The sequence below is a fragment of the Iodidimonas sp. SYSU 1G8 genome (genome assembly GCF_039655775.1).
GTDB lineage: Bacteria > Pseudomonadota > Alphaproteobacteria > SMXS01 > SMXS01 > RI-34.
Genome location: NZ_JBBYXJ010000001.1, coordinates 1,245,229 through 1,264,721 on the forward strand (window position 1 = coordinate 1,245,229; position 19,493 = coordinate 1,264,721).

Consider the following 19,493-nt stretch of genomic DNA (forward strand, 5'->3'; position numbering starts at 1 on the left):
ATGGCCGCTCCAGAAAGCCCGGTAGAACCGTTCAAGCGGGCCGTCGTCGGCGCGGCGCGGGCCATGTCCGAGGACCGCGAGCTGGAGCTGACATTCAGTGCTCAGAACGCGCCCGGTCCGGGCCGCCTGCCGACTCCGTCGCGCGACCTGACGGCGCGGGACGCGGCGCTGGTGCGCGGCGCCGCCGACGCCATCGCGCTGCGGATCAAGCACCATGACAAGGGCGTGCATTCGACCCTGCTGCCCGTGGGCGGTACGGCGCGCGCCATCTTCGACGCCGCCGAACAGGCGCGCATCGAGGCGATCGGCACCAAGACCATGGACGGCGTCGCCATCAATCTGGCGGCGGCGGTGGCCGAGCGGTCGCGGATCAAGGGCTATGACCAGATCCGCACCACGGACGACGTGCCGCTGGCCGACGTGGTCGGCTTCATGGTGCGCGAGCGCCTGACCGGCGCGGCCCCGCCCGAAGGGGCGAGGGAAATGGTCGATCTTCTGCGAGGCATGATCGAGTCCAAGGCGGGCAGCGACCTGGATCAGCTGGACGGGACCGTCGAGGACCAGAAGCGCTTCGCCCGCATCACCCGTCAGATCATCGCCGATCTGGATCTGGCCGACGAGCTGGGCGACGACCGGGAACAGGACGCCGAGGGCGAGGAGCAGACCGAGTCCCAGCAGATGGCCAAGGACGGGGACGCGGACAATTCCGAGGATTCCAGTCCGGACGGCAAGAGCGTGTCCGATGTGGAGATGCGCGAGCAGCTGACCGACGACGAGTCGCTGGAGACGGTCACGATCGAGACCGAACAGCAGATGGACGGCGAGCAGGGCGACCAGGAGAATCAGGGCGAGGCGCCCTATCGCCCGGAGCATGGCCGCAACGACAAGCGCGACCGCGCCTATGTCACCTTCACCGAAGAGTTCGACGAGATCATCTCGGCTGAAGATCTGGCCGACCCCGAGGAGCTGCATCGCCTGCGCACACAGCTCGACCGGCAGCTCGATGCGCTGCAGGGCGCCGTCGCCAAGCTGGCCAACCGCCTGCAGCGCCGCCTGATGGCGCAGCAGAACCGGTCGTGGGAGTTCGATATCGAGGAAGGCATGCTGGATCCGGCCCGCCTGCCCCGCATCATCATCGACCCCTATTATCCCCTGTCGTTCAAGCGCGAGAAGGACACCGACTTCCGCGACACGGTCGTGACCCTGCTGCTGGACAATTCGGGGTCGATGCGCGGCCGGCCGATCACCATCGCCGCGATCTGCGCCGACATCCTCGCCCGCACGCTCGAGCGTTGCCACGTGAAGGTCGAGATTCTCGGCTTCACCACCCGCGCCTGGAAGGGCGGCCAGTCGCGCGAGAAGTGGCTGGCGAACGGCAAGCCGGCGACCCCTGGCCGCCTCAACGATCTGCGCCACGTCGTCTACAAGAACGCCGACGCGCCCTGGCGCCGGGCCCGCAAGAATCTGGGCCTGATGCTGAAGGAAGGCCTGCTGAAGGAGAACATCGACGGCGAAGCGCTGCTGTGGGCGCACAACCGCCTGATGGCGCGCTCGGAGAACCGCCGCGTGCTCATGGTTATCTCCGATGGCGCGCCGGTGGACGACTGCACCCTGTCCGCCAATCCGGCCAACTATCTGGAACAGCATCTGCGCCATGTGGTGAACTGGATCGAGTCCAAGTCCCCCGTCGAGCTGATCGCCATCGGCATCGGCCACGACGTGACGCGCTATTACAAGCGGGCCGTGACCATCACCGATGCCGAACAGCTTGGCGGCGCCATGACCGACCAGCTCGCCTCGCTGTTCGAGGAGGACGGCAAGAACGCCCGGAAGGGCAAAGGACGCCGCGCGGCCTGACCGCACCGCCTCTCGAACCCTGCCGAGAATCGCGTTATGGTCATTGCCTGACCTCTCGGAGAACTCCCATGCGAATCAAGCACCTGACGCTGGCTGGCGCGGCCGCCGTCGCCTTGGCCGTTGGCCTGACGGCCCTCTGGACACCCGGCAACGCTCAGTCCCCCAATGCGGGACTGGCATTTTCCAATGGCTGGCAACCCGTCGGCATGAACACGACCGGCGATCCGGCTCTTCCCAGCATCGCCTGGTTCTATAACCGGGACGATGGCCGGGTCATCTCGTGCCAGCATACGGGCGATGCCAAGGCGGCGCCGTCCTGCACACCCGCCGCCCGGTTGCCCTAAGCCGCGCCGAACAGGTGCTTGCCGAGGAAGGTCGTCGTCCGCTCCCACGACAGCTGGGCGTCGGCCTCGTCGTAACGGGCTGAGGTCGGATTGGCGAAGGCGTGATCCGCCTCGTACCAGTAGATGGTGAGGTCCTTTTCGGCCGTCGTCATATTGGCTTCGAAGCCATCGACCATCGGTTTGTTGATGAACGTGTCCTTCGTGGCGAAATGGCCCTGAACCGGTCCTTCAAGCCGCCTGAGGCGCTCGACCGGCTGGTCGACCCGTCCATAATAGATGACGGTGGCGTCCGTCCCGGCCTCGATGCCCGTTTCCAACGACCAGAAGCCGCCAAAGCACCAGCCCACCGACGCCACCTTGCCGGTTCCCTGCTTGTGGGTGCGCAGCCAGTCGGCCCAGGCGCGTACCGTTTCCACACCCTCATCCTGTTTCACCTGCTGCATGTAGCCCATGGCTTCCTCGCGCGTGCCGCCGACCTTGCCGTCATAGAGGTCGATGGCCAGGGCGATGTATCCCAGGCCGGCCATGTCGGCGGCCACCGACTTGATCTGGTCGTTCAGTCCCCAGAACTCGTGAATCAGGATCACGGCCGGCGCCGGTGTCACGGCGGGCAGCGCCAGGCTCGCGCTGATGCTGCGTCCCGACGGCGTCTTGATGGTCTGCTGCTGTGTGGACGCAGCAGCGATCCTGGCGAGGGCCGGGTTGGCCAGCACCGCCGCGAGTGGCAGGGCGGCGGCCGTTTTCAGCAGATCGCGCCGGTTCGGCCCATTGGCGAGGCTATCGTCCATGTCATCTACCTTCCCTTTTCATCACCGGCTTCCATAATAGCCACGCTCTCCTGCCGGCAACAAACGAGACCTCAGCCTTGACCGTGTCCTACAGCCTCCCCATCGGCGCCGCTCTCCTTGCCCTGTGCCTGTCATTTCCCGCGTGGGGCGACGAACCGAAGGCGAGAACGCCGGAGATCCTGGTCGAGGCATTGCCGCTCAATTCGCATAACCCACAGGAAAACCGCGTCGGCAGGTTGACCTATCTCGGCGGGATGAAACTGTCGTCGAAACATTGGCTCTTCGGCGGTTTTTCCGGCCTGGAGGTTAGCGCCGACGGCAAACAAATGCTGTCCATGAGCGATCGGGGGACCTGGTGGACAGCCCGGTTTATCCTGAAGGACGGCGTTCCCGTCGGCTTCAAGGACAATGTGCTGCTGGACATGGCGGATACGGCGGGACAGACCCTGCCCAAGGACGATCAGGATTCAGAAGGCCTGACGGTGGCCGGGGGCTATGCGTATGTCTCCTTCGAGCGCAACCACCGCGTCCAGCGCTACCGCCTGTCCGACCCCGCCGACATCACCAGTCTGGCCGGTGCGAAGGCCGAGACGCTGCCGGTTGGCGACGACTGGAAGACCATGCCGTTCAATGGCGGACTGGAGGCGATCACGACCCTGTCGGACGGCACCCTGTTCCTGCTGTCGGAGGAAGGCGCCGGGGCCGAGGGCTATTTTCGGGGCTGGCTCAAGCGCGAGAACGGCCCTTACGAGCCCTTCGACTATCCCCGCAAGGCGCCGTTCAATCCGACCGATGCCGAACGCCTGCCCAATGGCGACATACTGGTGCTGGAGCGGCGTTACAGCCTGCTGGGCGGGCTGGGAGCGCGCCTGTGCGTGATCGAGGCGGCGACGATCAAGCCGCACGCCAGGCTCGTCTGCGACACGGTGGCCGAGCTGCAGCCGCCCCACAATATCGACAACATGGAAGGCCTTGCCGTCCGCCGCAACAAGAAGGGCGAGACCATCGTCTACGTGATCGCCGACAACAACTTCTCCGCGCTGCAGCGTACGGTGCTGCTCGTGTTCAGGCTGGAAGACAAACCGGCGCGCTGACCCGGCTGATTCGCCGCGCCCTCAGGACAAACGAAAAGGGCACGCGCCGAAGCGCGTGCCCTTTTCAGATGGCGTAAAACGAAAGCTTAGGAAGCGGTTTCCAGCTTCTTGCGCAGACGGCGCTTCAGCAGCTGGGCGTTCTCGGACAGCTCGTCATTGCTGGCCTTCAGCAGGAAAGCGTCCAGACCGCCGCGGTGCTCGACCGAACGCAGGGCATTGGCCGAAATACGCAGGCGATGGGTCTCGTTCAGCGCGTCGCTGATCAGCGATACCTGGCGCAGGTTCGGCAGGAACCGGCGACGGCTCTTGTTGTTGGCGTGGCTGACGTTGTTGCCCGTCTGGACGCCCTTACCAGTCAGTTCGCAAACTCGAGACATCTGCTTTTCCTCTAGAAACAATTGCGGCGCGCCGCCGCGCGCCGGGTCAGGGCGTGGTGTATAGGACAGGCATACCCTGCCGTCAAGCCCGGGAAACCGCTCATTCCGCTATTCCGCGCCATGCTGGAACCGCTTGAGCAACATGTCGGCGGCCGCGCCCGGAGTCATGCGGCCCTCGGCGACGTCCGCCTCGAGTTTACGCACCCTGGCGGCGACGTCCGGCTCGGCCTTGAACGCCTCGATCAGCCCTTCGCGAATCTCGTTCCACATCCAGGCGCGGGCCTGTTCGGCCCGGTTCGCGGTCAACTCACCCGTGTCGAGCATGATGGACTGATAGTTGGTGACCGCATCCCAGACTTCGTCGATGCCCTTGTTGCTGAGGGCCGATGTCAGCAGCACGTGCGGTTTCCAGTTGGGACTGCGCGGCCGCATCAGGTGCAGCGCGGAGACAAGTTGCGAGCGGGCCAGCTTGGCCGGCTGCTCCAGCGCGCCATCGGCCTTGTTGACCACGATCAGGTCCGCGAGTTCCATGATGCCGCGCTTGATGCCCTGCAGATCGTCGCCGCCGCCCGGTGACTGCAACAGAACGAACATATCGACCATGTCGGCCACCGCCGTCTCGGACTGGCCAACGCCGACCGTTTCGATCAGCACCACGTCGAAGCCGGCGGCCTCGACCAGCAGCATGGCCTCGCGCGTGCGCCGCGCGACGCCGCCCAGGGTCGTGCCCGCGGGTGACGGCCGGATGAAGGCATTGGGGTCGCGGGACAGCTCTTCCATCCGGGTCTTGTCACCCAGGATGGAGCCGCCGGAGCGGGCGGAGGACGGATCGACGGCGAGGACCGCCACCTTGTGGCCCAGGCCGGTGACATGGGTACCCAGCGCCTCGATGAAGGTGGACTTGCCGACACCCGGAGCGCCGGACAGGCCCAGCCTGATGGCCCTGCCCGTATCGGCCATCACCCCGTCGAGCAGCTTCTGGGCCTGCTGGCGGTGATCGGCACGGGTGGATTCGACCAGAGTGATCGCCCGGGCGAGCGCCCGGCGCTCTCCGGCGCGCAGTCTCTCGATCATTTCGTCGGTATGCATGGACCGGTGGATGCCATGAAAGAGCGTGGATGAAAAGGGGGTATGCCGGTGCCATTCGCGAACCAGACACGAAGACGCCGCGACCGGTCCCCCGGATCGCGGCGTGCTCGGGCTAGTAACAGATCAGTCGGTCGCGCCGGCCTTCTTCGCCTCTTCCCAGCCGGCCTTGGCCAGCGGCGGGACGCGCGCGGCGTTGGCGGCGGCGTTCGGATCGTTGGCCGTGCCTTCACGGGCGCGCCCGACGATGCCCTGGATGATCGCGCCGATCCGGAACAGGTTGTACGCCTTGTAGAAGGCGACGTTCTCCAGCGGCGGCCGGTTGGTGCGCTCGCAGTAGCGGGCGATGTAGTCCTCGAACGACGGAATGCCCAGCGCCTCGAGATCGGCGCCCGCCAGATTGGGGCGGCCGCTGTTGGGCTTGGGGCCATACCAGTTCAGCGTGTTGTAGGTCAGGTCGCCCAGCGGGTGGCCCAGCGTGCTGATCTCCCAGTCCAGCACCGCGAGCACGCGCGGCTCGGTCGGGTGGAACATGATGTTGTGCGTCGCGTAGTCGCCGTGGACGATGGACGTCTCCTCGCCTTCCGGGATGTTGGCGGGCAGCCATTCCATCAGCTTGTTCATCTCGGGAATGGTCACGGTCTCGGACGCCACATACTGCTTGGACCAGCGCGAGATCTGGCGCGCGAAATAATTGCCCGGGCGACCGTAATCCTCGAGACCCAGCGCCGCCGGATCGTAGGAGTGCAGCTTGGCCATGGTCTCGTTCATGGAATCGTACATCTTCGACCGGTCGGACTTGCTGACATCCTGCATGGTCGGATCCCAGAACACCCGGCCCGGGAGGAAGCTCATGATGTAGAAGGGCGTGCCGGTCACGGTTTCGTCCTCGCACAGCGCATAGGCGCGCGGCACCGGGAAATCCGTCTGGTTCAGCGCCTTGATCACGCGGAACTCGCGGTCTACGGCATGAGCCGACGGCAACAGCTTCCCCGGCGGCTTGCGGCGCATCACATAAGCGCCCGAGGGCGATTCCAGCTTGTAGGTCGGGTTGGACTGGCCGCCGGCGAACTGCCCCACGGTCAGCGGACCGCGAAAGCCCTCGACATGCTCCTCCATGTAGCGCTCGAGCCGCTTGGTATCGAAGCGGTGGCGCTCGGCCACGTCGACGGTTTCACCCTGGGAAACTTTCATCTCAGCCATCTGTCTTCCTTAGTCCCGATAAATGTCGCGCGCCCGATCTACCTCAGGCAAACGCCTCGAACAATTCCTCAGCCGCCTTGACCATGCCGCCCGAAACGGAGGACGGCACCAGGATCGGCGTGGTGATTCCCGCCTCGCGCCAAGCCTGCACGCCCTCGCGGACTTCGGCGGCGGTGCCGAACAGCGTGACGTCGGCGAGCCAGCGGTCGCCCGCGACATGGGCGATGGTATCGCCCTTGCCATCGGCCAGCGCCTGTTCGACAGCGGCCATCTCGGCCTCGTAACCGGCGGCCTTCCAGTAGTTGCGGTAGTTCGGCAAGGTCAGATACATGCGCAGGGTGCGCCGGTGGATTTCCTTGGCCGCTTCCTTGTCGTCCGTGATGACGGTGGGGATCATGACCGCCGTGGTAAAGCCGGCGACGCGGGCGGATTGCGGAATCTCGGCGATCTGTGTCGGCGTGTAGCTGCGCGCGGCATTGGCCCAGACCGCGCCCTGCGCCACCTCGGCGGCGAGCGCCAGCATCTTCGAGCGCAGCGTTGCCAGGATGACCGGCGGCAGCGGTCCCGAATCCTTCTCGGCCGCCCGCATGTCGGCGACGTAGTCACGCATGTCGCTGACCGGCTGGTTGCGGCCCTCGACACCGTACTGGACGCGCGAGACCTCATGGCTGACGCCAAGGCCCAGGCGGAAGCGGCCGTTGCCGACCTCGTGCAGATAGCCGGCGATCCGCGCCATCTCGCGCGGGTTGATGTAGTAGATCGGCTGGATCGACGTCGCGACCTCGATGGTCGACGTGGCCTCCAGCACCGACTGGCAGAACTGCATGGCCGCCGCCAAGCTGGGCACGTAGATGCCCGCGAAGCCACGCTTCTCGGCCTCCTGGCACAGCGCGACCATCTTGCCGCGCCGTCCCGGCGTGGCGACAAGGGTGATTGCCGGCATTTGCGTCATCGTGGTTCCCCGTTCTTCGCGTGGCGAATGGAACGGGCCTCACCCACCCTGTCCCGGGTGACCGAGGCCCCTTCCTTCTTCATTCAGCCTCAGACGTGCTCGACTTCCCGCTCGATCACATCGGCGTAGCGGCTGAGCGCCTCGGCACGCTTGGCCGGGATGTGAGCGGTGGGGAACATGCCGTTGGTGCCGTTGTATTCACGCAGCACCTGGCGCGCCACGGTCACCTTGTGCACCTCGGTCGGGCCATCGGCCAGACCCATGTGGAAGCTTTCGGTGATGAGATACGAGAACGGCATCTCGCCGGACACGCCGAGGGAGCCGTGCACCTGGAGGGCGCGGGCCGCCACATCGTGCAGGACGCGGGGCATCATGGCCTTCACGGCCGAGATGTCCTTGCGGACCTTCATGTAGTCCTTGTAGCGGTCGATCTTCCACGCGGTCTGGAGCACGAGCAGGCGGAAGGTCTGGATATCGGTCCACGAGTCCGAGATCTTTTCCTGGACCATCTGCTTGTTGGCCAGCAGTTCGCCCTGCGTCTCGCGCGACAGCACGCGCTCGCACATCATGTCGAAGGCCAGCTGGGCCTTGCCGATGGTGCGCATGGCGTGATGGATGCGGCCGCCGCCGAGACGGGTCTGCGCCACGGCGAATGCCTTGCCGCGCTCGCCCAGCAGGTTTTCCTTCGGCACGCGCACGTTCTCGTAGCGGATATAGGCGTGGGTGCCGGTCTCCTCGGCGCCGATGCCCACATTGCGGATGATGTTCACGCCGGGGGTGTCGGTCGGCACCAGGATCATGGACATGCGCTCATAGGGCTTGGCCTCCGGATCGGTGACGACCATCACGATCAGGAACTCGGCGTAGCGGGCGTTGGACGAGAACCACTTCTCGCCATTGATCACCCATTCGTTGCCGTCGAGGACCGCGCGGGTCTGGAACACCTTGGGATCGGCGCCGCCCTGCGGCTCGGTCATGGAGTAGCAGGACACGATGTCGTTGTTCAGCAGCGGCTCGAGATACTTCTTCTTCTGCTCGGGCGTGCCGTAATGGGCCAGGATTTCCGAGTTGCCTGTGTCCGGCGCCTGGGCGCCGAAGATGATCGGCGCGAATTTGGCGCGACCGAGAATCTCGTTCATCAGCCCCAGCTTCACCTGGCCATAGCCCTGCCCGCCCAGATCGGCGCCCAGATGGCAGCCCCACAGCTTGCGCTTCTTGACCTCGGCCTGCAGCGGCTTGATCAACTTGTTGCGCAGCGGGTCCTTCATGTCGTTCGGATGCTTGATCACGTGCTCAAGCGGCTCGATCTCGTTCTTCACGAAATCGGCAATCCAATCCAGTTGCTTCTGGAATTCCGGGTCGGTTTCAAATTCCCAAGACATCGCATCATCTCCCTGAGGGCGCCCGCCGATCGGACGCCGCCGTTTCCCCAAAAAAGTCGCGCCCGACTTTACGCCGGGCGCGCACTGGATGACTAGTGTCCTGTTACTGAACGGTAGCCGCCGCGACGAGACGCGGTCCCGCCGCCGCTAATCAGGCATTCAGGTAGAGGTCGAGCGTCTTGTGAATGCGGCGCAGGCGAATCTCCTGGTAGTTGCCCAGGGTCTGCGCCCGCTTCTTGCCGGCCTTGAAGCCCTTTTGCTGCATTTCGAGGTTGTTGGTGTCCTGGTCGTACACATGGCCCAGCCAGGCATCGATGCCGGGCGCATCGGCATAGGAGGTGCCCACATCGACCTTGTAGGGCTCAGGCGCCTCGGGACGCTCCTCGCCCGGCGCCAGTGGCTGGAGGAACAGCAAGTCGAAGATGGCGCTGTCCACATCCATGCCATTCGGGCGGAAGCGGTAGATCATGGGCAGGGCGATGCCGGGGAACAGGAACATATTGGGAAACAGGTGGTATTCGATCGAATCGAGCATTTCGCTGTCCGAGCATTTGGACAGGTCGATGCCGCGCTCGGCGCCGAGCTTGCCACGCAGATATTCGGCGGCGAAGGCACGGGCGCGCATCCCGTCGGGCACCTTGGCGCCCTCGGGCATCAGGCGCATCTGTTCCAGGATTTCCTGCTCGGTCTGCGGCTTGGTCCAGCTGGGGTCCGGATAGCCGAACGTATGCAGGAAGCGGGTGACCCGCTCGCTGAACACATCGTACTGGGCGTTCAGATTGGCCGAGATCGGCATGGCCTGCCAGTGAGTCTCGAGGCTGTGATAGGCCTCGACGAAGGCCTCCTGCGCTGCTTTCCAGTTCGCCGGCAGGATCTTCTGCACGTGCATGGTGGTGTAGCGCTGGTCCAGCGGCCAGTTGGCGAAGTGCTGCACCAGCGGTCCGAGATACTCCTCGAGCGGCATGGCGTTCTCGTCCATGTTGATGAAGATGAAGCCGCCCCAGCGGCCAACCTTCACCTCGGGCAACTTGAATTCCTCGTCGGTCACCTTGGGGAAATCCCAGCGGCAGGGGATTTCCTTCAGCGAGCCGTCCAGGTTCCAGGTCCAGCCGTGGAAGGGGCAGCGGAAATGCTGGACGCTGCCGGTGCTGTCGGACGGCCGCAGCTGCGTGCCGCGGTGCAGGCAGGAATTGTAGAACGCCTTCACCTCGTCCTCGGCCGAGCGGACGACAAGGATGGAGTGATAGCCGACATCATAGGTGTAGTAGTCGCCGACTTCGGGGATGTGTTCCTCGCGGCAGGCCCACTGCCATACACGCGGCCACAGCTTCTCCATTTCCAGCTTGAAGAAGTCCTGCGAGATGTAGCGTTCGAAGGGAATGTCCTCGTCGCCCAGGTACTGATAGCTCTCGGCGATCAGCTCGGGCGGTACGTCCCAGCCGTCCGACAGGATAAGCTCTCGCGTGCTCGGCCCGGGACAGCGGGCCTCACCGGGCTTCATGGTCGGCTGTGGATCGTAGATGTTCATGGTTTTCCCCGTTCACTCAGTTTTCCCGGGGCAAAACTAACATAATGGTCAGTCGCGCCCAAAAGAAAAGGCGCGGATATCCGGGGCTCAGTGGGCGCGCCCGGCCACGATGAGGGGCTGCTTGGCACGGAAAGCCTGCATGACGATATCGACGTCGTCGAAGGCAAGATCGAAATCCTCCATGGTTTCCTGAAGGATGCCGGCCATCTCGACGAAATCCTCCTGAGTGACGTCCAGCGACGCATGGACCCGGTGGAGTTGTTCGTCGGTAAACGATGGCGGCCCGCCCATCAGCGCGGCGATGAACTGGGCCTGATGATCGATCAGCGGCCCCATCTCCGCCTTCTCGAAGTAAGGGTGGAGCTGCGCCGAATCGAGGACGCGCTCGTAGAACTCGGCCACGATCTCGCGGACCGTGTCGATGCCCCCATAGCGTTCGAACAGGCTTTCAGCCATCGTACCCTCTCGTGACTCTCCCTGTTCCGTGCGGGACCGTATACACCGACAGGACGACGACGGGAACCAGGCGTTATGACCCGACACCGCGCGCTAGCACCGTGAGCCCCTTCCCGCTCGGTATCCTGCTGATGATCGGGACCTGCGCCGTATGGGCGCTGGCCTTCGTGGCGCCGCTCGCCTTGCCCCACGCGACCGCCATGGAGGTGACGCTGGGTCGCACGGTCGCGTATGGCCTGATCTCGCTGATGCTGTTCGACCTGCGCCGGGCGCTGCGCCTGCCGCCGGCGGTGCTGTGGCGCGCGTTCGTCTACGCCATGACCGGCAACGTGCTGTATTACTTCCTGCTCGTGCTGGGCATGCAATGGGCGGGCGCGGCCATGGGGGTGCTGATCATCGGCATGGCGCCGGTCACGGTGACCATCGCCGGTCGCCTCCAGCACGGCATGGGCGCGCTGAAGCCGCTCGCCGTTCCGCTGGTCCTGTTCTGCGGGGGCGTCGTGCTGGCCAATACAGGCGGCACGGACTTCACCGCCGCGTCGTCCGAGCTTGCGCCGCTGGGCATGGCGGCGATCTTCGCGGCGCTGGTGATGTGGACCTGGTATGCCATCGTCAACGCCCGTTTCCTGCAGGAGACGCGGCTGGTGACGCCGGGCGAATGGAGTTCGGTGGTCGGGCTGGTATCGTTGGCGGCCGCCCTCATCGCCCTGCCCATCGCCTGGAGTACCGGGCTGGCGCGCCTGCCGACACAGATCGGCGGCGGCGAGTTGGCCATGCTTGCGCTGTGGAGCGTCCTGCTCGGCGGCGGCTCGACCTGGCTGGGCACGGTGCTGTTCAACATGGCGTCGAAACTGCTCGACCTGACGATCCTGGGCCAGATGATCATTTTCGAAGCCGTGTTCGGCATGATCTATGTCTTCGCCGCCGTGGGCGAGGCGCCGAGCGTGCAGGAGGTCGCCGGGATCGGCGTGGCCCTGTTCGCGGTCTGGCTGTCGATCAGGCGGCTCTATGGCGGGCGCCCGCCGCCTCAGGGCGCGAGCTAAAACCCGTACAACCGCCGGGCATCGGCGAGGGCGTGGGTGCTGATCAGGCCTTCCATCCGGCCGAACAGGTCGCGGAAGATCAACCTGTTCTTGTCGAAGAAGGCGGGCGTGCGGCTGGCGATGTCGTTCTCGTTGGCCACGGTGAGTTCGCAAAAGTCGCGCAGCGCCTGGGCGGGCATTTCGATGATCCGGTCGGCGAAGCGGTCGCGGAACTTCACCGGGTCCTCGATGCCGATACGCGGCCACGTGTGGCCCCGGTCGCAGGAACAATAGAGATAGACCAGCGCCTCGGCCTGCTCGCCGATGATGGCGGCGATCTGGGTGCGCTGGTCGAGCGAGACCATGTTGTCGCCGAAGTGATCGGTGCCGTAGGCGGCATGAAACAGGGCCGCATCCAGCAGGACGGGCCCAGCGCCCCATGCCGCAAGACGCTCATGGGTGCCGACCAGATGTTCTTCCAGCGAGCCGTTGATATGGGCGAAATCGCCCGCGCCCAGCCTGGCGAGCGCCTCGAATTTTTCCTGAAGCAGCATGGGCGGACCTCGCGGCTATCGATGCCGAGAGGTTAGTCCCAACGCTTTACAGGGTCGAGCGCGAACTCCACTTTGCCTCAGCCCGTCATTCCCGCCGATGCGGGAATGACGGAAGGCTGGCCTTTAGGCCGCGCGCGAGGCCTTCTTGCGCTCGTGCTCGAGCAGCTGCTTCTTGCGGATACGAATGGACTTGGGCGTGACTTCGACCAGCTCGTCCTCGTTGATGAATTCAAGGGCGTATTCCAGCGTGGTCTGGATCGGCGGCACCAGGATCAGCGCCTCGTCCGTGCCGGCGGCGCGAATGTTGGTGAGCTGCTTGGCCTTCAACGGATTGACCACCAGATCGTTGTCGCGCACATGAATGCCGACGATCATGCCTTCATAGACCTCGGCGGCGTGACCGATGAACATGCGGCCGCGCTCCTGCAGGTTGAAGATGGCATAGGCCAGCGCCTTGCCGGACGCCATGGACACCAGCACGCCGTTGTGGCGGCCGCCGATGACCGCGTTGACCCGCGGGGCGTAGCGTTCGAACGTGTGATAGATCAGGCCGTCGCCCGCCGTCGTCGCCATGAATTCGGAACGGAAGCCGATCAGGCCGCGGCTGGGGATGTAATAGTCGAGACGCACGCGGCCGCGCCCATCGGGCACCATGTCGCGCAGTTCGCCCCGGCGCTCGCCGATCTTCTCCATCACGGCGCCCTGATGTTCTTCCTCGACGTCGATGGTGAGCGATTCCCAAGGCTCGCACACTTCGCCGTCGATGGTCTTCAGGATCACCTCGGGACGCGAGATGGCCAGCTCGTAGCCTTCGCGGCGCATGTTCTCGATCAGGATGGAGAGATGCAGTTCGCCACGGCCCGAAACCTTGAACTTGTTGGAGTCGTCGGCCTGCTCGACGCGAAGCGCCACGTTGTGGATCAGTTCCTCGTCGAGGCGCGCGGCGATGTTGCGGCTGGTGACGTACTTGCCCTCGCGGCCGGCGAACGGCGAGTCGTTCACCTGGAAGGTCATGGTGATGGTCGGCTCGTCGACGACCAGCGGCGGCAGCGCCTCCACATTGTCGGGATCGCAAATGGTGTCGGAGATGTGCAGCTTCTCAAGGCCGGTGAAGGCGATGATCGCGCCGGCTTCCGCCTCCTCGACCTCGATCTTTTCGAGACCGTGGAAGCCCAGGATCTGCAGCACACGGCCGCTGCGGGTCGCGCCGTCGGCGCCGATCACGGTGACGCGGGTGTTGCGCTTGATCTTGCCGCGCTGGATGCGGCCGATGCCGATGACGCCCACATAGCTGGAATAGCTGAGCGCGCTGACCTGAAGCTGCAGCGAGCCTTCCAGATCGACGTCCGGCGCCGGGACATGTTCGACGATGGTCTCGAACAGCTCGGTCATGTCCGTGGTCTTGCGGTCCAGGTCACGGGTGGCGAAGCCTTCGAGCGCCGACGCGTAGATGACCGGAAAATCAAGCTGCTCGTCGGTGGCACCGAGGCGGTCGAACAGTTCGAAGGTCTGATCGACGACCCAGTCGGGACGCGCGCCGGGCCGGTCGACCTTGTTGATGACCACGATCGGGCGCAGGCCGCGCTGCAGCGCCTTGTTGGTCACGAAGCGGGTCTGCGGCATGGGGCCGTCCACCGCATCGACGAGCAGCAGCACCGAATCCACCATGGACAGCACGCGCTCGACCTCGCCACCGAAATCGGCGTGGCCGGGAGTGTCGACGATGTTGATCCGCCAGTCATTCCACGTGATGGCCGTGTTCTTGGCCAGGATGGTGATGCCGCGCTCCTTTTCGATATCATTGGAGTCCATCACGCGCTCTTCCTGCTCGCCCCGGGTCTCGAGGGTGCCGGATTGACGGAGGAGCTTGTCGACGAGCGTGGTCTTGCCGTGGTCGACGTGGGCGATGATGGCGATGTTGCGCAGGCGGCGAATCGTGTCGGTCATAGGATAGAGTTATCCGAGTTTTGTGAAGGCGCGGTTATATGGACCGAAATTGTCTCGCGCCATAAGCTTTTTTAGGAGGCTGCCAACAATTTACGCACGATTTGGGTGGCTTCACGCCGCGCGTGATGTTTTTCTGAGCATAATTAACAAACGGGAAGACGGGAGGGGAGCATGGCTCACACTGGAGCCGATGGGGAAGTCGTGGATGTGGGGACTCGGCGATACACGATGTTCCTGCTGGTCCTCGTCTATACATCCAGTTTCATCGACCGCAGCATCATCAATATTCTGATACCACCGATCAAAGAGGCCTTTCAGGTGTCCGACACCGCGATGGGCCTGCTGACCGGTCTGGCCTTCGCGGTCTTCTACGCCACGCTCGGGCTGCCCGTCGCCTTGCTCGCCGACCGGTCGAACCGGCGCAACATCATCGCCTGGGCCGTGGCGATCTGGTCCGGCATGACCGCGCTGTGCGGCGCGGCGCAGAATTACTGGCAGCTGGCGGCCGCCCGCGTGGGCGTGGGTATCGGCGAAGCCGGCGCGGGGCCGCCGGCTCATTCCATGATCGCCGATCTCTATCCGGTGCATGAGCGGACATCGGCGATGGCGATCTATTCCTGGGGCATCCATCTCGGGTTGATGTTCGGCGCTCTCGCGGGCGGGTGGATCGCCCAGTTCTTCGGCTGGCGCGCGGCCTTCCTCGTGGTCGGCCTGCCCGGCCTGCTGCTGGCGCTGCTGGTCCGCTTCACCATGACCGAGCCCGCGCGCGGCCTGACCGGCGCGCCGGGTCATGCCCCCGCCAAGCAGGACATCATGGCCGCGTTCCGCCACATGTGGCAAACGCCGACCCTGCGCCACACGGTGATCGGATGCACGCTGGTGGCCGTCGTCGGATATGGCGTCTCCAGCTGGGGCGCTGCCTTCCTGGTCCGCTCGCACGGGCTGTCCCTGGGCGAGGTCGGCACCTACACCGGCCTGATCGGCGGCTCCATGGGCATTCTCGGGGCGATCACGGCGGGCAAGATCGCCGATCGCCTGAGCGTTACCGATCCGCGCTGGACGCCGTGGATCGTGGCGCTGTGCAAGGTCATCGCCCTGCCCCTGGTCTTTCTCTTCTATCTTCCGGACACGCTGTGGATCGCGCTGATCGCGTTCGTGCCGATGATCGCGCTCGCCGCGACCTATCAGGGATCGACATTCGCCATGGTGCAGACCCTGTCGCCGGCCGGCATGCGCGCGCAGGCATCGGCGATCCTGCTCTTCATCATCAACCTGATCGGTCTTGGTCTCGGCCCGACGGCGGTGGGCGCGCTGAGCGACGCGCTGATGCCCTATTATGGCCAGGACTCATTGCGTTACGCATTGCTGATCGTGTCGGTCCTCGGCCTGTGGGGCGCCTGGCATTATTATCTGGCGGGTCGCTATTACCGCGAGGACCTGGAAATCTCGCAAGGCAAGGTGATGGCGTGATGCATTCAACGGGGAGGTTGGCATGACGGCACTGACGGCCGAAGAGATCGGCCTGGTACGGGAGTTGCTGGAGGTCGAGGCCGTGCGCAAGCTGATGGTCAAGTTCACCCAGCTGATGGACGCCAACGAACTGGACAGGATGATCGAGCTGTTCCTGCCGGACGCGCGCTGCGAGTTCGGCCATTATGGCGTCTGGGAAGGCCGGGAAGCGATCCACGACGGCTTTCGGGCCCGCGCCGAGGGCAATGGCTGGGTGCCGATGAAGGTGCTCCGCGCCAACACCAATCACTGGGTCGAGTTGACCGGTCCCGACAGCGCCGTCGGACGGCGCTACCTGCTGAACGGGGCGAGCTTCAAGGATCCGACGGACTCACCGATCAACTATCTCGGCCTGTATGACGAGGACTACCGCAAGGTGGACGGCGAGTGGAAAATCCAGCGCAGCAGCCTCTACTTCTTCTGGCCCACGCGCGAGGTGAAGGAAGGTTTCCCGGGCGAATTCCCCCCTTCCCCGTAATCACCAGCCGTGATCGCCGTCAATCCACGGCGGCGACCTGGCCGCCATCGACGACGATATGGGCCGCGTTGATCCAGCAGGCCGCCGGGCTGGCGACGAACGCGATGACCCGCGCCAGTTCCTCGCCGGTACCGAGGCGCCCGAGCGGAATGGACTTTTCCACCGAGGCGTAAAAGTCCGGCATCTCCTTCTTGCGCTTGTCCCACGAGCCGCCAGGAAACCAGACCGCGCCGGGTGAGATGGCATTGGCGCGGATACCCTTGCGGCCGAACTTCTGCGCCAGTTCGTTGGCATAGACCCGCATGGCGCCCTTGGCCGGACCATAGGAAGACGAGCGGCCGAAATAATACTTGCTGGCCATGGAGCCGATGAAGGTGATGCTGGCCGCGTCCGATTGCTCCAGCGCCGCCTGGCATTCCTCGACCGCGCGGACGCCGGCCATCATGTCGACCTGAAAGCTGCGCATCCAGCCCTCCTCGCCGCCCGCCATGTCGAACCCACTGGCGTTGTGGATCAGCATGTCGCAGCCGCCGAGCGCCGCGATCGCATCACGGCAGAACTGGCGGGTTTCCTCGCCATTCTCCAGATTGGCGGCCGCGCCGTAGACAGTGCCCGGCCCGATCGCCTGCAACTTGTCGGCGGCGGCCTTCACACCGTCAGCGCCGCGCGCGCAGAACGCCACCTCGGCGCCCTCGCGGCGCAGCAACTCGCCGGTGTACCAGCCCATGCCGCGGCTGCCGCCGAGAATGATCGCCTTCTTTCCCTTGACGCCCAGATCCATGTTCCGTCTCCCGTTTGCTGGTTGGACGGCAGCTTAGCGCGTCGACCAGGCGATGAAAGCCCCTTACCAGCACAACTGCATAAAGCGGGGGATTGATCAGGATCATCTCCCGGCCATCGCGGACGCGGTATGTCCGTGAGGCTTCCCTTCCTCCGTCCGGGAGTACGATACGGTCATGACGCGGCGCACCGCTCACTGGTTGGCCATCGCAGCGGTTCTGCAGCAGGTGCTCCTGACCTCGTTCCCGGCGGAAGCGGCTTCTGTCGCGGGATCGGGCGGGATCGAAATCTGCACGCCGGCCGGACTGATTCGACTCGCCGTCGAGGGGCCGCCCGTCAAGACTGACCGCCCCGTCCCCGCAAACCATGACGGAACATGCCTCGCCTGCTGCATGGGGCAGAACCAGACCATGCCCTCGGCGGCAGGAACGGTGAGCGTGCCCGCCGGCTCGGAGGTCATCCATGCCGCCGGCGGCGCGCGGCACTGGGCTCTGCCGGCGGCGCTCACACCGCGCCCACGCGGGCCTCCCTGCTGCTGGCCTCAAAGTCTGTTGATGTCGGCGGTTTCGAGGATTTGAGTTTCATAGCCGACGCGCGCCACGCGGATCATGGCCTTGCCGATCTGTTCCGTCGTCGTGAGGCTGCCGGGCAGCCAGCGTTGCAAGGGCGGGAGCAACGGCCCGAGCAGGGCATAGAGAATGCTGTAGAGCGCGGTCCGCGACCGGATGCCGTGCAGCGGCCGGATCAGGCCCGGCCGGAAGATGAAGGTGCGCAGCGGAAGCTTGAGCAGAGCGTTCTCCGTCCTGCCCTTGACCCGCGCCCACATGGTAGCACCTTTTTCGGAACTGTCGGCGCCCATGCCTGAGACATAGACGAACGCCGCCCGCGGATTGAGCCTGACCAGGGCATAAGCGGCCGCCATGGTGAGGTCGTATGTGACTCGTGAATAGCGCGATTCGCTCATTCCGGCCGACGAGACGCCAAGACAGAAGAAACACGCATCCGCGCCCGACATATCCACATCGAGTGGCGCTAGATCGGTCAGATCACGGTGGACGACGCAGCGGAGCTTGGCGTGCGCCAGGGGGCCGGACTGCGGCCGATGCTGACCACCTCGCCGATGGCCGGGTCGCGGAGACATTCGCGCAGCACGCCCTGCCCCACCATGCCCGTCGCTCCGAAGAGAAGAATCTTCATGCCAAGGTCCTCATACGGCGAACGGACCGGCAGTTTACTCCATGGCGCAGGCATCAACGGCCGGCGATTCCACAAGGAACCCGACAGGTAACAACATGGAGGCGGGGGTAAGCCCATGGTGCGAGCGACGGGAGTCGAACCCGTAAGCCCTGACGGGCGGCAAATTTTAAGTCTGCTGTGTCTGCCAGTTCCACCACGCTCGCGCCATCGGCAACCTATGCGAGGCGGGGCTTTGCGTAAAGCGGCGACGACAAGGCCGGCCGGGGTCTGGCCTGAATGGCGCCGGGCGCGGTCGGGGAGTAAGAGCGGGTCGGCTCCCCACCCGGCGCGGTCCGCACGGCGTATTCAGGACAGACCGCGGCCGGCCTGCCGGGACCGGGAGACCCGGTCCCAAAGCACCAGATTGGCTCAGCCGTTGCCGGCGCAGATCCACCACTGGCACTTCACGGCGCGGGCCTGGGTCTCGTTGGCGCCGCAGGTGTGGGCGACTTCTTCCGCCATGCGCCAGTGGCCCTGCGGGCCGCTCAGCCACTTGCGCCCTTCGGCGGTCTTGGGATCATACTTGGCGGGCATGGCGACGGTGCCGCCCTTGACGGGACCGGCGGGCGTCCAGGCGGCGCCTTCACGATTGCCGTAGATGACGGTGGGATCAGCCGCCGGGCATTGCAGGCCGGTGACCTTGGTGGTCAGTGCCTTCATTTCGGCGATATGGCTGGTGGCAGGGCCTTCGGCGCAGGCAGTCAGAAGCACTGCCGCCGCGACGGCGAAATAAACGATCTTCATTGGCGTTGTCCTCGTGTAGCGGGCAAGCAATGGCTGCCCGGTGTTGGCCTTCAGTGTCGATGGACGGGATTTGCCAAACAGGCCCCGCCTTGCCCGCAAAAGCGGACAGGCGCCACCGCACGATGACCAACGCGACCGGCTACAACCGGAACACGC

Annotated in this window: 18 protein-coding genes, 1 tRNA gene and 1 pseudogene; 6 read left to right on the forward strand and 14 right to left on the reverse strand. The window is 65.0% G+C overall.

Annotated elements, in window-relative coordinates:
* Complete coding sequence (cobT, locus tag WJU17_RS06010) at positions 1 to 1,857, forward strand: cobaltochelatase subunit CobT (protein WP_346326428.1); 1,857 nt, start codon at positions 1 to 3, stop codon at positions 1,855 to 1,857.
* A 68-nt stretch (positions 1,858 to 1,925) separates the two neighbouring features.
* A complete protein-coding gene (locus WJU17_RS06015) occupies positions 1,926 to 2,201 on the forward strand; it encodes a hypothetical protein (protein WP_346326429.1) in 276 nt (91 codons plus the stop codon).
* Here WJU17_RS06015 and WJU17_RS06020 read toward each other — a convergent pair.
* The gene (locus WJU17_RS06020) at positions 2,198 to 2,989 is read right to left on the reverse strand and encodes a dienelactone hydrolase family protein (protein WP_346326430.1); all 792 of its coding nucleotides are present in this window, start codon (positions 2,987 to 2,989) and stop codon (positions 2,198 to 2,200) included. The genes WJU17_RS06015 and WJU17_RS06020 overlap by 4 nt on opposite strands.
* 83 nt (positions 2,990 to 3,072) lie before the next feature.
* Here WJU17_RS06020 and WJU17_RS06025 point away from each other — a divergent pair, with 83 nt between their 5' ends.
* Positions 3,073 to 4,083 carry an esterase-like activity of phytase family protein gene (locus WJU17_RS06025; RefSeq protein WP_346327405.1) on the forward strand — a complete coding sequence of 337 codons (1,011 nt, stop codon included), beginning with the start codon at positions 3,073 to 3,075 and terminating at the stop codon, positions 4,081 to 4,083.
* Between the two features lie 86 nt (positions 4,084 to 4,169).
* On the opposite strand, the gene rpmB is transcribed toward WJU17_RS06025, so the two are convergent.
* From rpmB to WJU17_RS06060, 7 genes are all read right to left on the reverse strand, one after another.
* The gene (gene rpmB / locus WJU17_RS06030; RefSeq protein WP_346326431.1) at positions 4,170 to 4,460 is read right to left on the reverse strand and encodes a 50S ribosomal protein L28; all 291 of its coding nucleotides are present in this window, start codon (positions 4,458 to 4,460) and stop codon (positions 4,170 to 4,172) included.
* 108 nt (positions 4,461 to 4,568) lie between these two features.
* Positions 4,569 to 5,549: a methylmalonyl Co-A mutase-associated GTPase MeaB gene (gene meaB, locus WJU17_RS06035; protein WP_346326432.1), complete on the reverse strand. Its 981-nt coding sequence runs from the start codon at positions 5,547 to 5,549 to the stop codon at positions 4,569 to 4,571.
* 123 nt (positions 5,550 to 5,672) lie between these two features.
* Positions 5,673 to 6,749, reverse strand: a complete 1,077-nt coding sequence (locus WJU17_RS06040) for a phosphotransferase family protein (protein ID WP_346326433.1) — start codon at positions 6,747 to 6,749, stop codon at positions 5,673 to 5,675.
* A gap of 43 nt (positions 6,750 to 6,792) precedes the next feature.
* Positions 6,793 to 7,701: an LLM class flavin-dependent oxidoreductase gene (locus WJU17_RS06045; protein WP_346326434.1), complete on the reverse strand. Its 909-nt coding sequence runs from the start codon at positions 7,699 to 7,701 to the stop codon at positions 6,793 to 6,795.
* Positions 7,702 to 7,790: 89 nt separating this feature from the next.
* Positions 7,791 to 9,083, reverse strand: a complete 1,293-nt coding sequence (locus tag WJU17_RS06050; protein ID WP_346326435.1) for an acyl-CoA dehydrogenase family protein — start codon at positions 9,081 to 9,083, stop codon at positions 7,791 to 7,793.
* A 151-nt stretch (positions 9,084 to 9,234) separates the two neighbouring features.
* A complete protein-coding gene (locus WJU17_RS06055; protein ID WP_346326436.1) occupies positions 9,235 to 10,611 on the reverse strand; it encodes an aromatic ring-hydroxylating dioxygenase subunit alpha in 1,377 nt (458 codons plus the stop codon).
* A gap of 87 nt (positions 10,612 to 10,698) precedes the next feature.
* Positions 10,699 to 11,067, reverse strand: coding sequence for a group 1 truncated hemoglobin (locus WJU17_RS06060; protein WP_346326437.1), 369 nt, complete (start codon positions 11,065 to 11,067; stop codon positions 10,699 to 10,701).
* 101 nt (positions 11,068 to 11,168) lie between these two features.
* On the opposite strand from WJU17_RS06060, the gene WJU17_RS06065 reads away from it, so the two are divergent.
* On the forward strand, positions 11,169 to 12,110 hold the full coding sequence (locus tag WJU17_RS06065) for a DMT family transporter (protein WP_346326438.1): 942 nt from the start codon (positions 11,169 to 11,171) through the stop codon (positions 12,108 to 12,110).
* On the opposite strand, the gene WJU17_RS06070 is transcribed toward WJU17_RS06065, so the two are convergent.
* Positions 12,107 to 12,643, reverse strand: a complete 537-nt coding sequence (locus WJU17_RS06070; protein ID WP_346326439.1) for a DUF6817 domain-containing protein — start codon at positions 12,641 to 12,643, stop codon at positions 12,107 to 12,109. The two genes, WJU17_RS06065 and WJU17_RS06070, sit on opposite strands and share 4 nt — an antisense overlap.
* Positions 12,644 to 12,766: 123 nt before the next feature.
* The gene (typA, locus tag WJU17_RS06075; protein ID WP_346326440.1) at positions 12,767 to 14,590 is read right to left on the reverse strand and encodes a translational GTPase TypA; all 1,824 of its coding nucleotides are present in this window, start codon (positions 14,588 to 14,590) and stop codon (positions 12,767 to 12,769) included.
* Positions 14,591 to 14,761: 171 nt separating this feature from the next.
* Here typA and WJU17_RS06080 point away from each other — a divergent pair, with 171 nt between their 5' ends.
* Together WJU17_RS06080 and WJU17_RS06085 are read left to right on the forward strand one after the other, a co-directional pair.
* Positions 14,762 to 16,060, forward strand: coding sequence for an MFS transporter (locus WJU17_RS06080; RefSeq protein WP_346326441.1), 1,299 nt, complete (start codon positions 14,762 to 14,764; stop codon positions 16,058 to 16,060).
* 22 nt (positions 16,061 to 16,082) lie between these two features.
* Entirely contained in the window at positions 16,083 to 16,577 is a 495-nt protein-coding gene (locus WJU17_RS06085) for a nuclear transport factor 2 family protein (protein ID WP_346326442.1), read from the forward strand.
* Positions 16,578 to 16,596: 19 nt separating this feature from the next.
* Here WJU17_RS06085 and WJU17_RS06090 read toward each other — a convergent pair whose 3' ends face one another.
* From WJU17_RS06090 to WJU17_RS06105, 4 genes and pseudogenes are all read right to left on the reverse strand, one after another.
* Positions 16,597 to 17,358 carry an SDR family oxidoreductase gene (locus tag WJU17_RS06090; RefSeq protein WP_346326443.1) on the reverse strand — a complete coding sequence of 254 codons (762 nt, stop codon included), beginning with the start codon at positions 17,356 to 17,358 and terminating at the stop codon, positions 16,597 to 16,599.
* A 540-nt stretch (positions 17,359 to 17,898) separates the two neighbouring features.
* A pseudogene (locus tag WJU17_RS06095) lies at positions 17,899 to 18,554 on the reverse strand (NAD(P)H-binding protein).
* A gap of 116 nt (positions 18,555 to 18,670) precedes the next feature.
* Positions 18,671 to 18,757, reverse strand: a tRNA-Leu gene (locus tag WJU17_RS06100).
* A 205-nt stretch (positions 18,758 to 18,962) separates the two neighbouring features.
* Positions 18,963 to 19,337, reverse strand: coding sequence for a hypothetical protein (locus WJU17_RS06105; RefSeq protein ID WP_346326444.1), 375 nt, complete (start codon positions 19,335 to 19,337; stop codon positions 18,963 to 18,965).
* Positions 19,338 to 19,493: the final 156 nt, after the last annotated feature.

Coding starts and splice junctions, on each gene's coding strand:
- WJU17_RS06105 (WP_346326444.1), bottom strand. CDS start 19,337: ATGAAGATCGTTTATTTCGCCGTCGCGGCGGCAGTGCTTCTGACTGCC.
- meaB (WP_346326432.1), bottom strand. CDS start 5,549: ATGCATACCGACGAAATGATCGAGAGACTGCGCGCCGGAGAGCGCCGG.
- WJU17_RS06045 (WP_346326434.1), bottom strand. CDS start 7,701: ATGACGCAAATGCCGGCAATCACCCTTGTCGCCACGCCGGGACGGCGC.
- WJU17_RS06015 (WP_346326429.1), top strand. CDS start 1,926: ATGCGAATCAAGCACCTGACGCTGGCTGGCGCGGCCGCCGTCGCCTTG.
- typA (WP_346326440.1), bottom strand. CDS start 14,590: ATGACCGACACGATTCGCCGCCTGCGCAACATCGCCATCATCGCCCAC.
- WJU17_RS06050 (WP_346326435.1), bottom strand. CDS start 9,083: ATGTCTTGGGAATTTGAAACCGACCCGGAATTCCAGAAGCAACTGGAT.
- WJU17_RS06070 (WP_346326439.1), bottom strand. CDS start 12,643: ATGCTGCTTCAGGAAAAATTCGAGGCGCTCGCCAGGCTGGGCGCGGGC.
- rpmB (WP_346326431.1), bottom strand. CDS start 4,460: ATGTCTCGAGTTTGCGAACTGACTGGTAAGGGCGTCCAGACGGGCAAC.
- WJU17_RS06055 (WP_346326436.1), bottom strand. CDS start 10,611: ATGAACATCTACGATCCACAGCCGACCATGAAGCCCGGTGAGGCCCGC.
- cobT (WP_346326428.1), top strand. CDS start 1: ATGGCCGCTCCAGAAAGCCCGGTAGAACCGTTCAAGCGGGCCGTCGTC.
- WJU17_RS06020 (WP_346326430.1), bottom strand. CDS start 2,989: ATGGACGATAGCCTCGCCAATGGGCCGAACCGGCGCGATCTGCTGAAA.
- WJU17_RS06090 (WP_346326443.1), bottom strand. CDS start 17,358: ATGGATCTGGGCGTCAAGGGAAAGAAGGCGATCATTCTCGGCGGCAGC.
- WJU17_RS06060 (WP_346326437.1), bottom strand. CDS start 11,067: ATGGCTGAAAGCCTGTTCGAACGCTATGGGGGCATCGACACGGTCCGC.
- WJU17_RS06040 (WP_346326433.1), bottom strand. CDS start 6,749: ATGGCTGAGATGAAAGTTTCCCAGGGTGAAACCGTCGACGTGGCCGAG.
- WJU17_RS06080 (WP_346326441.1), top strand. CDS start 14,762: ATGGCTCACACTGGAGCCGATGGGGAAGTCGTGGATGTGGGGACTCGG.
- WJU17_RS06085 (WP_346326442.1), top strand. CDS start 16,083: ATGACGGCACTGACGGCCGAAGAGATCGGCCTGGTACGGGAGTTGCTG.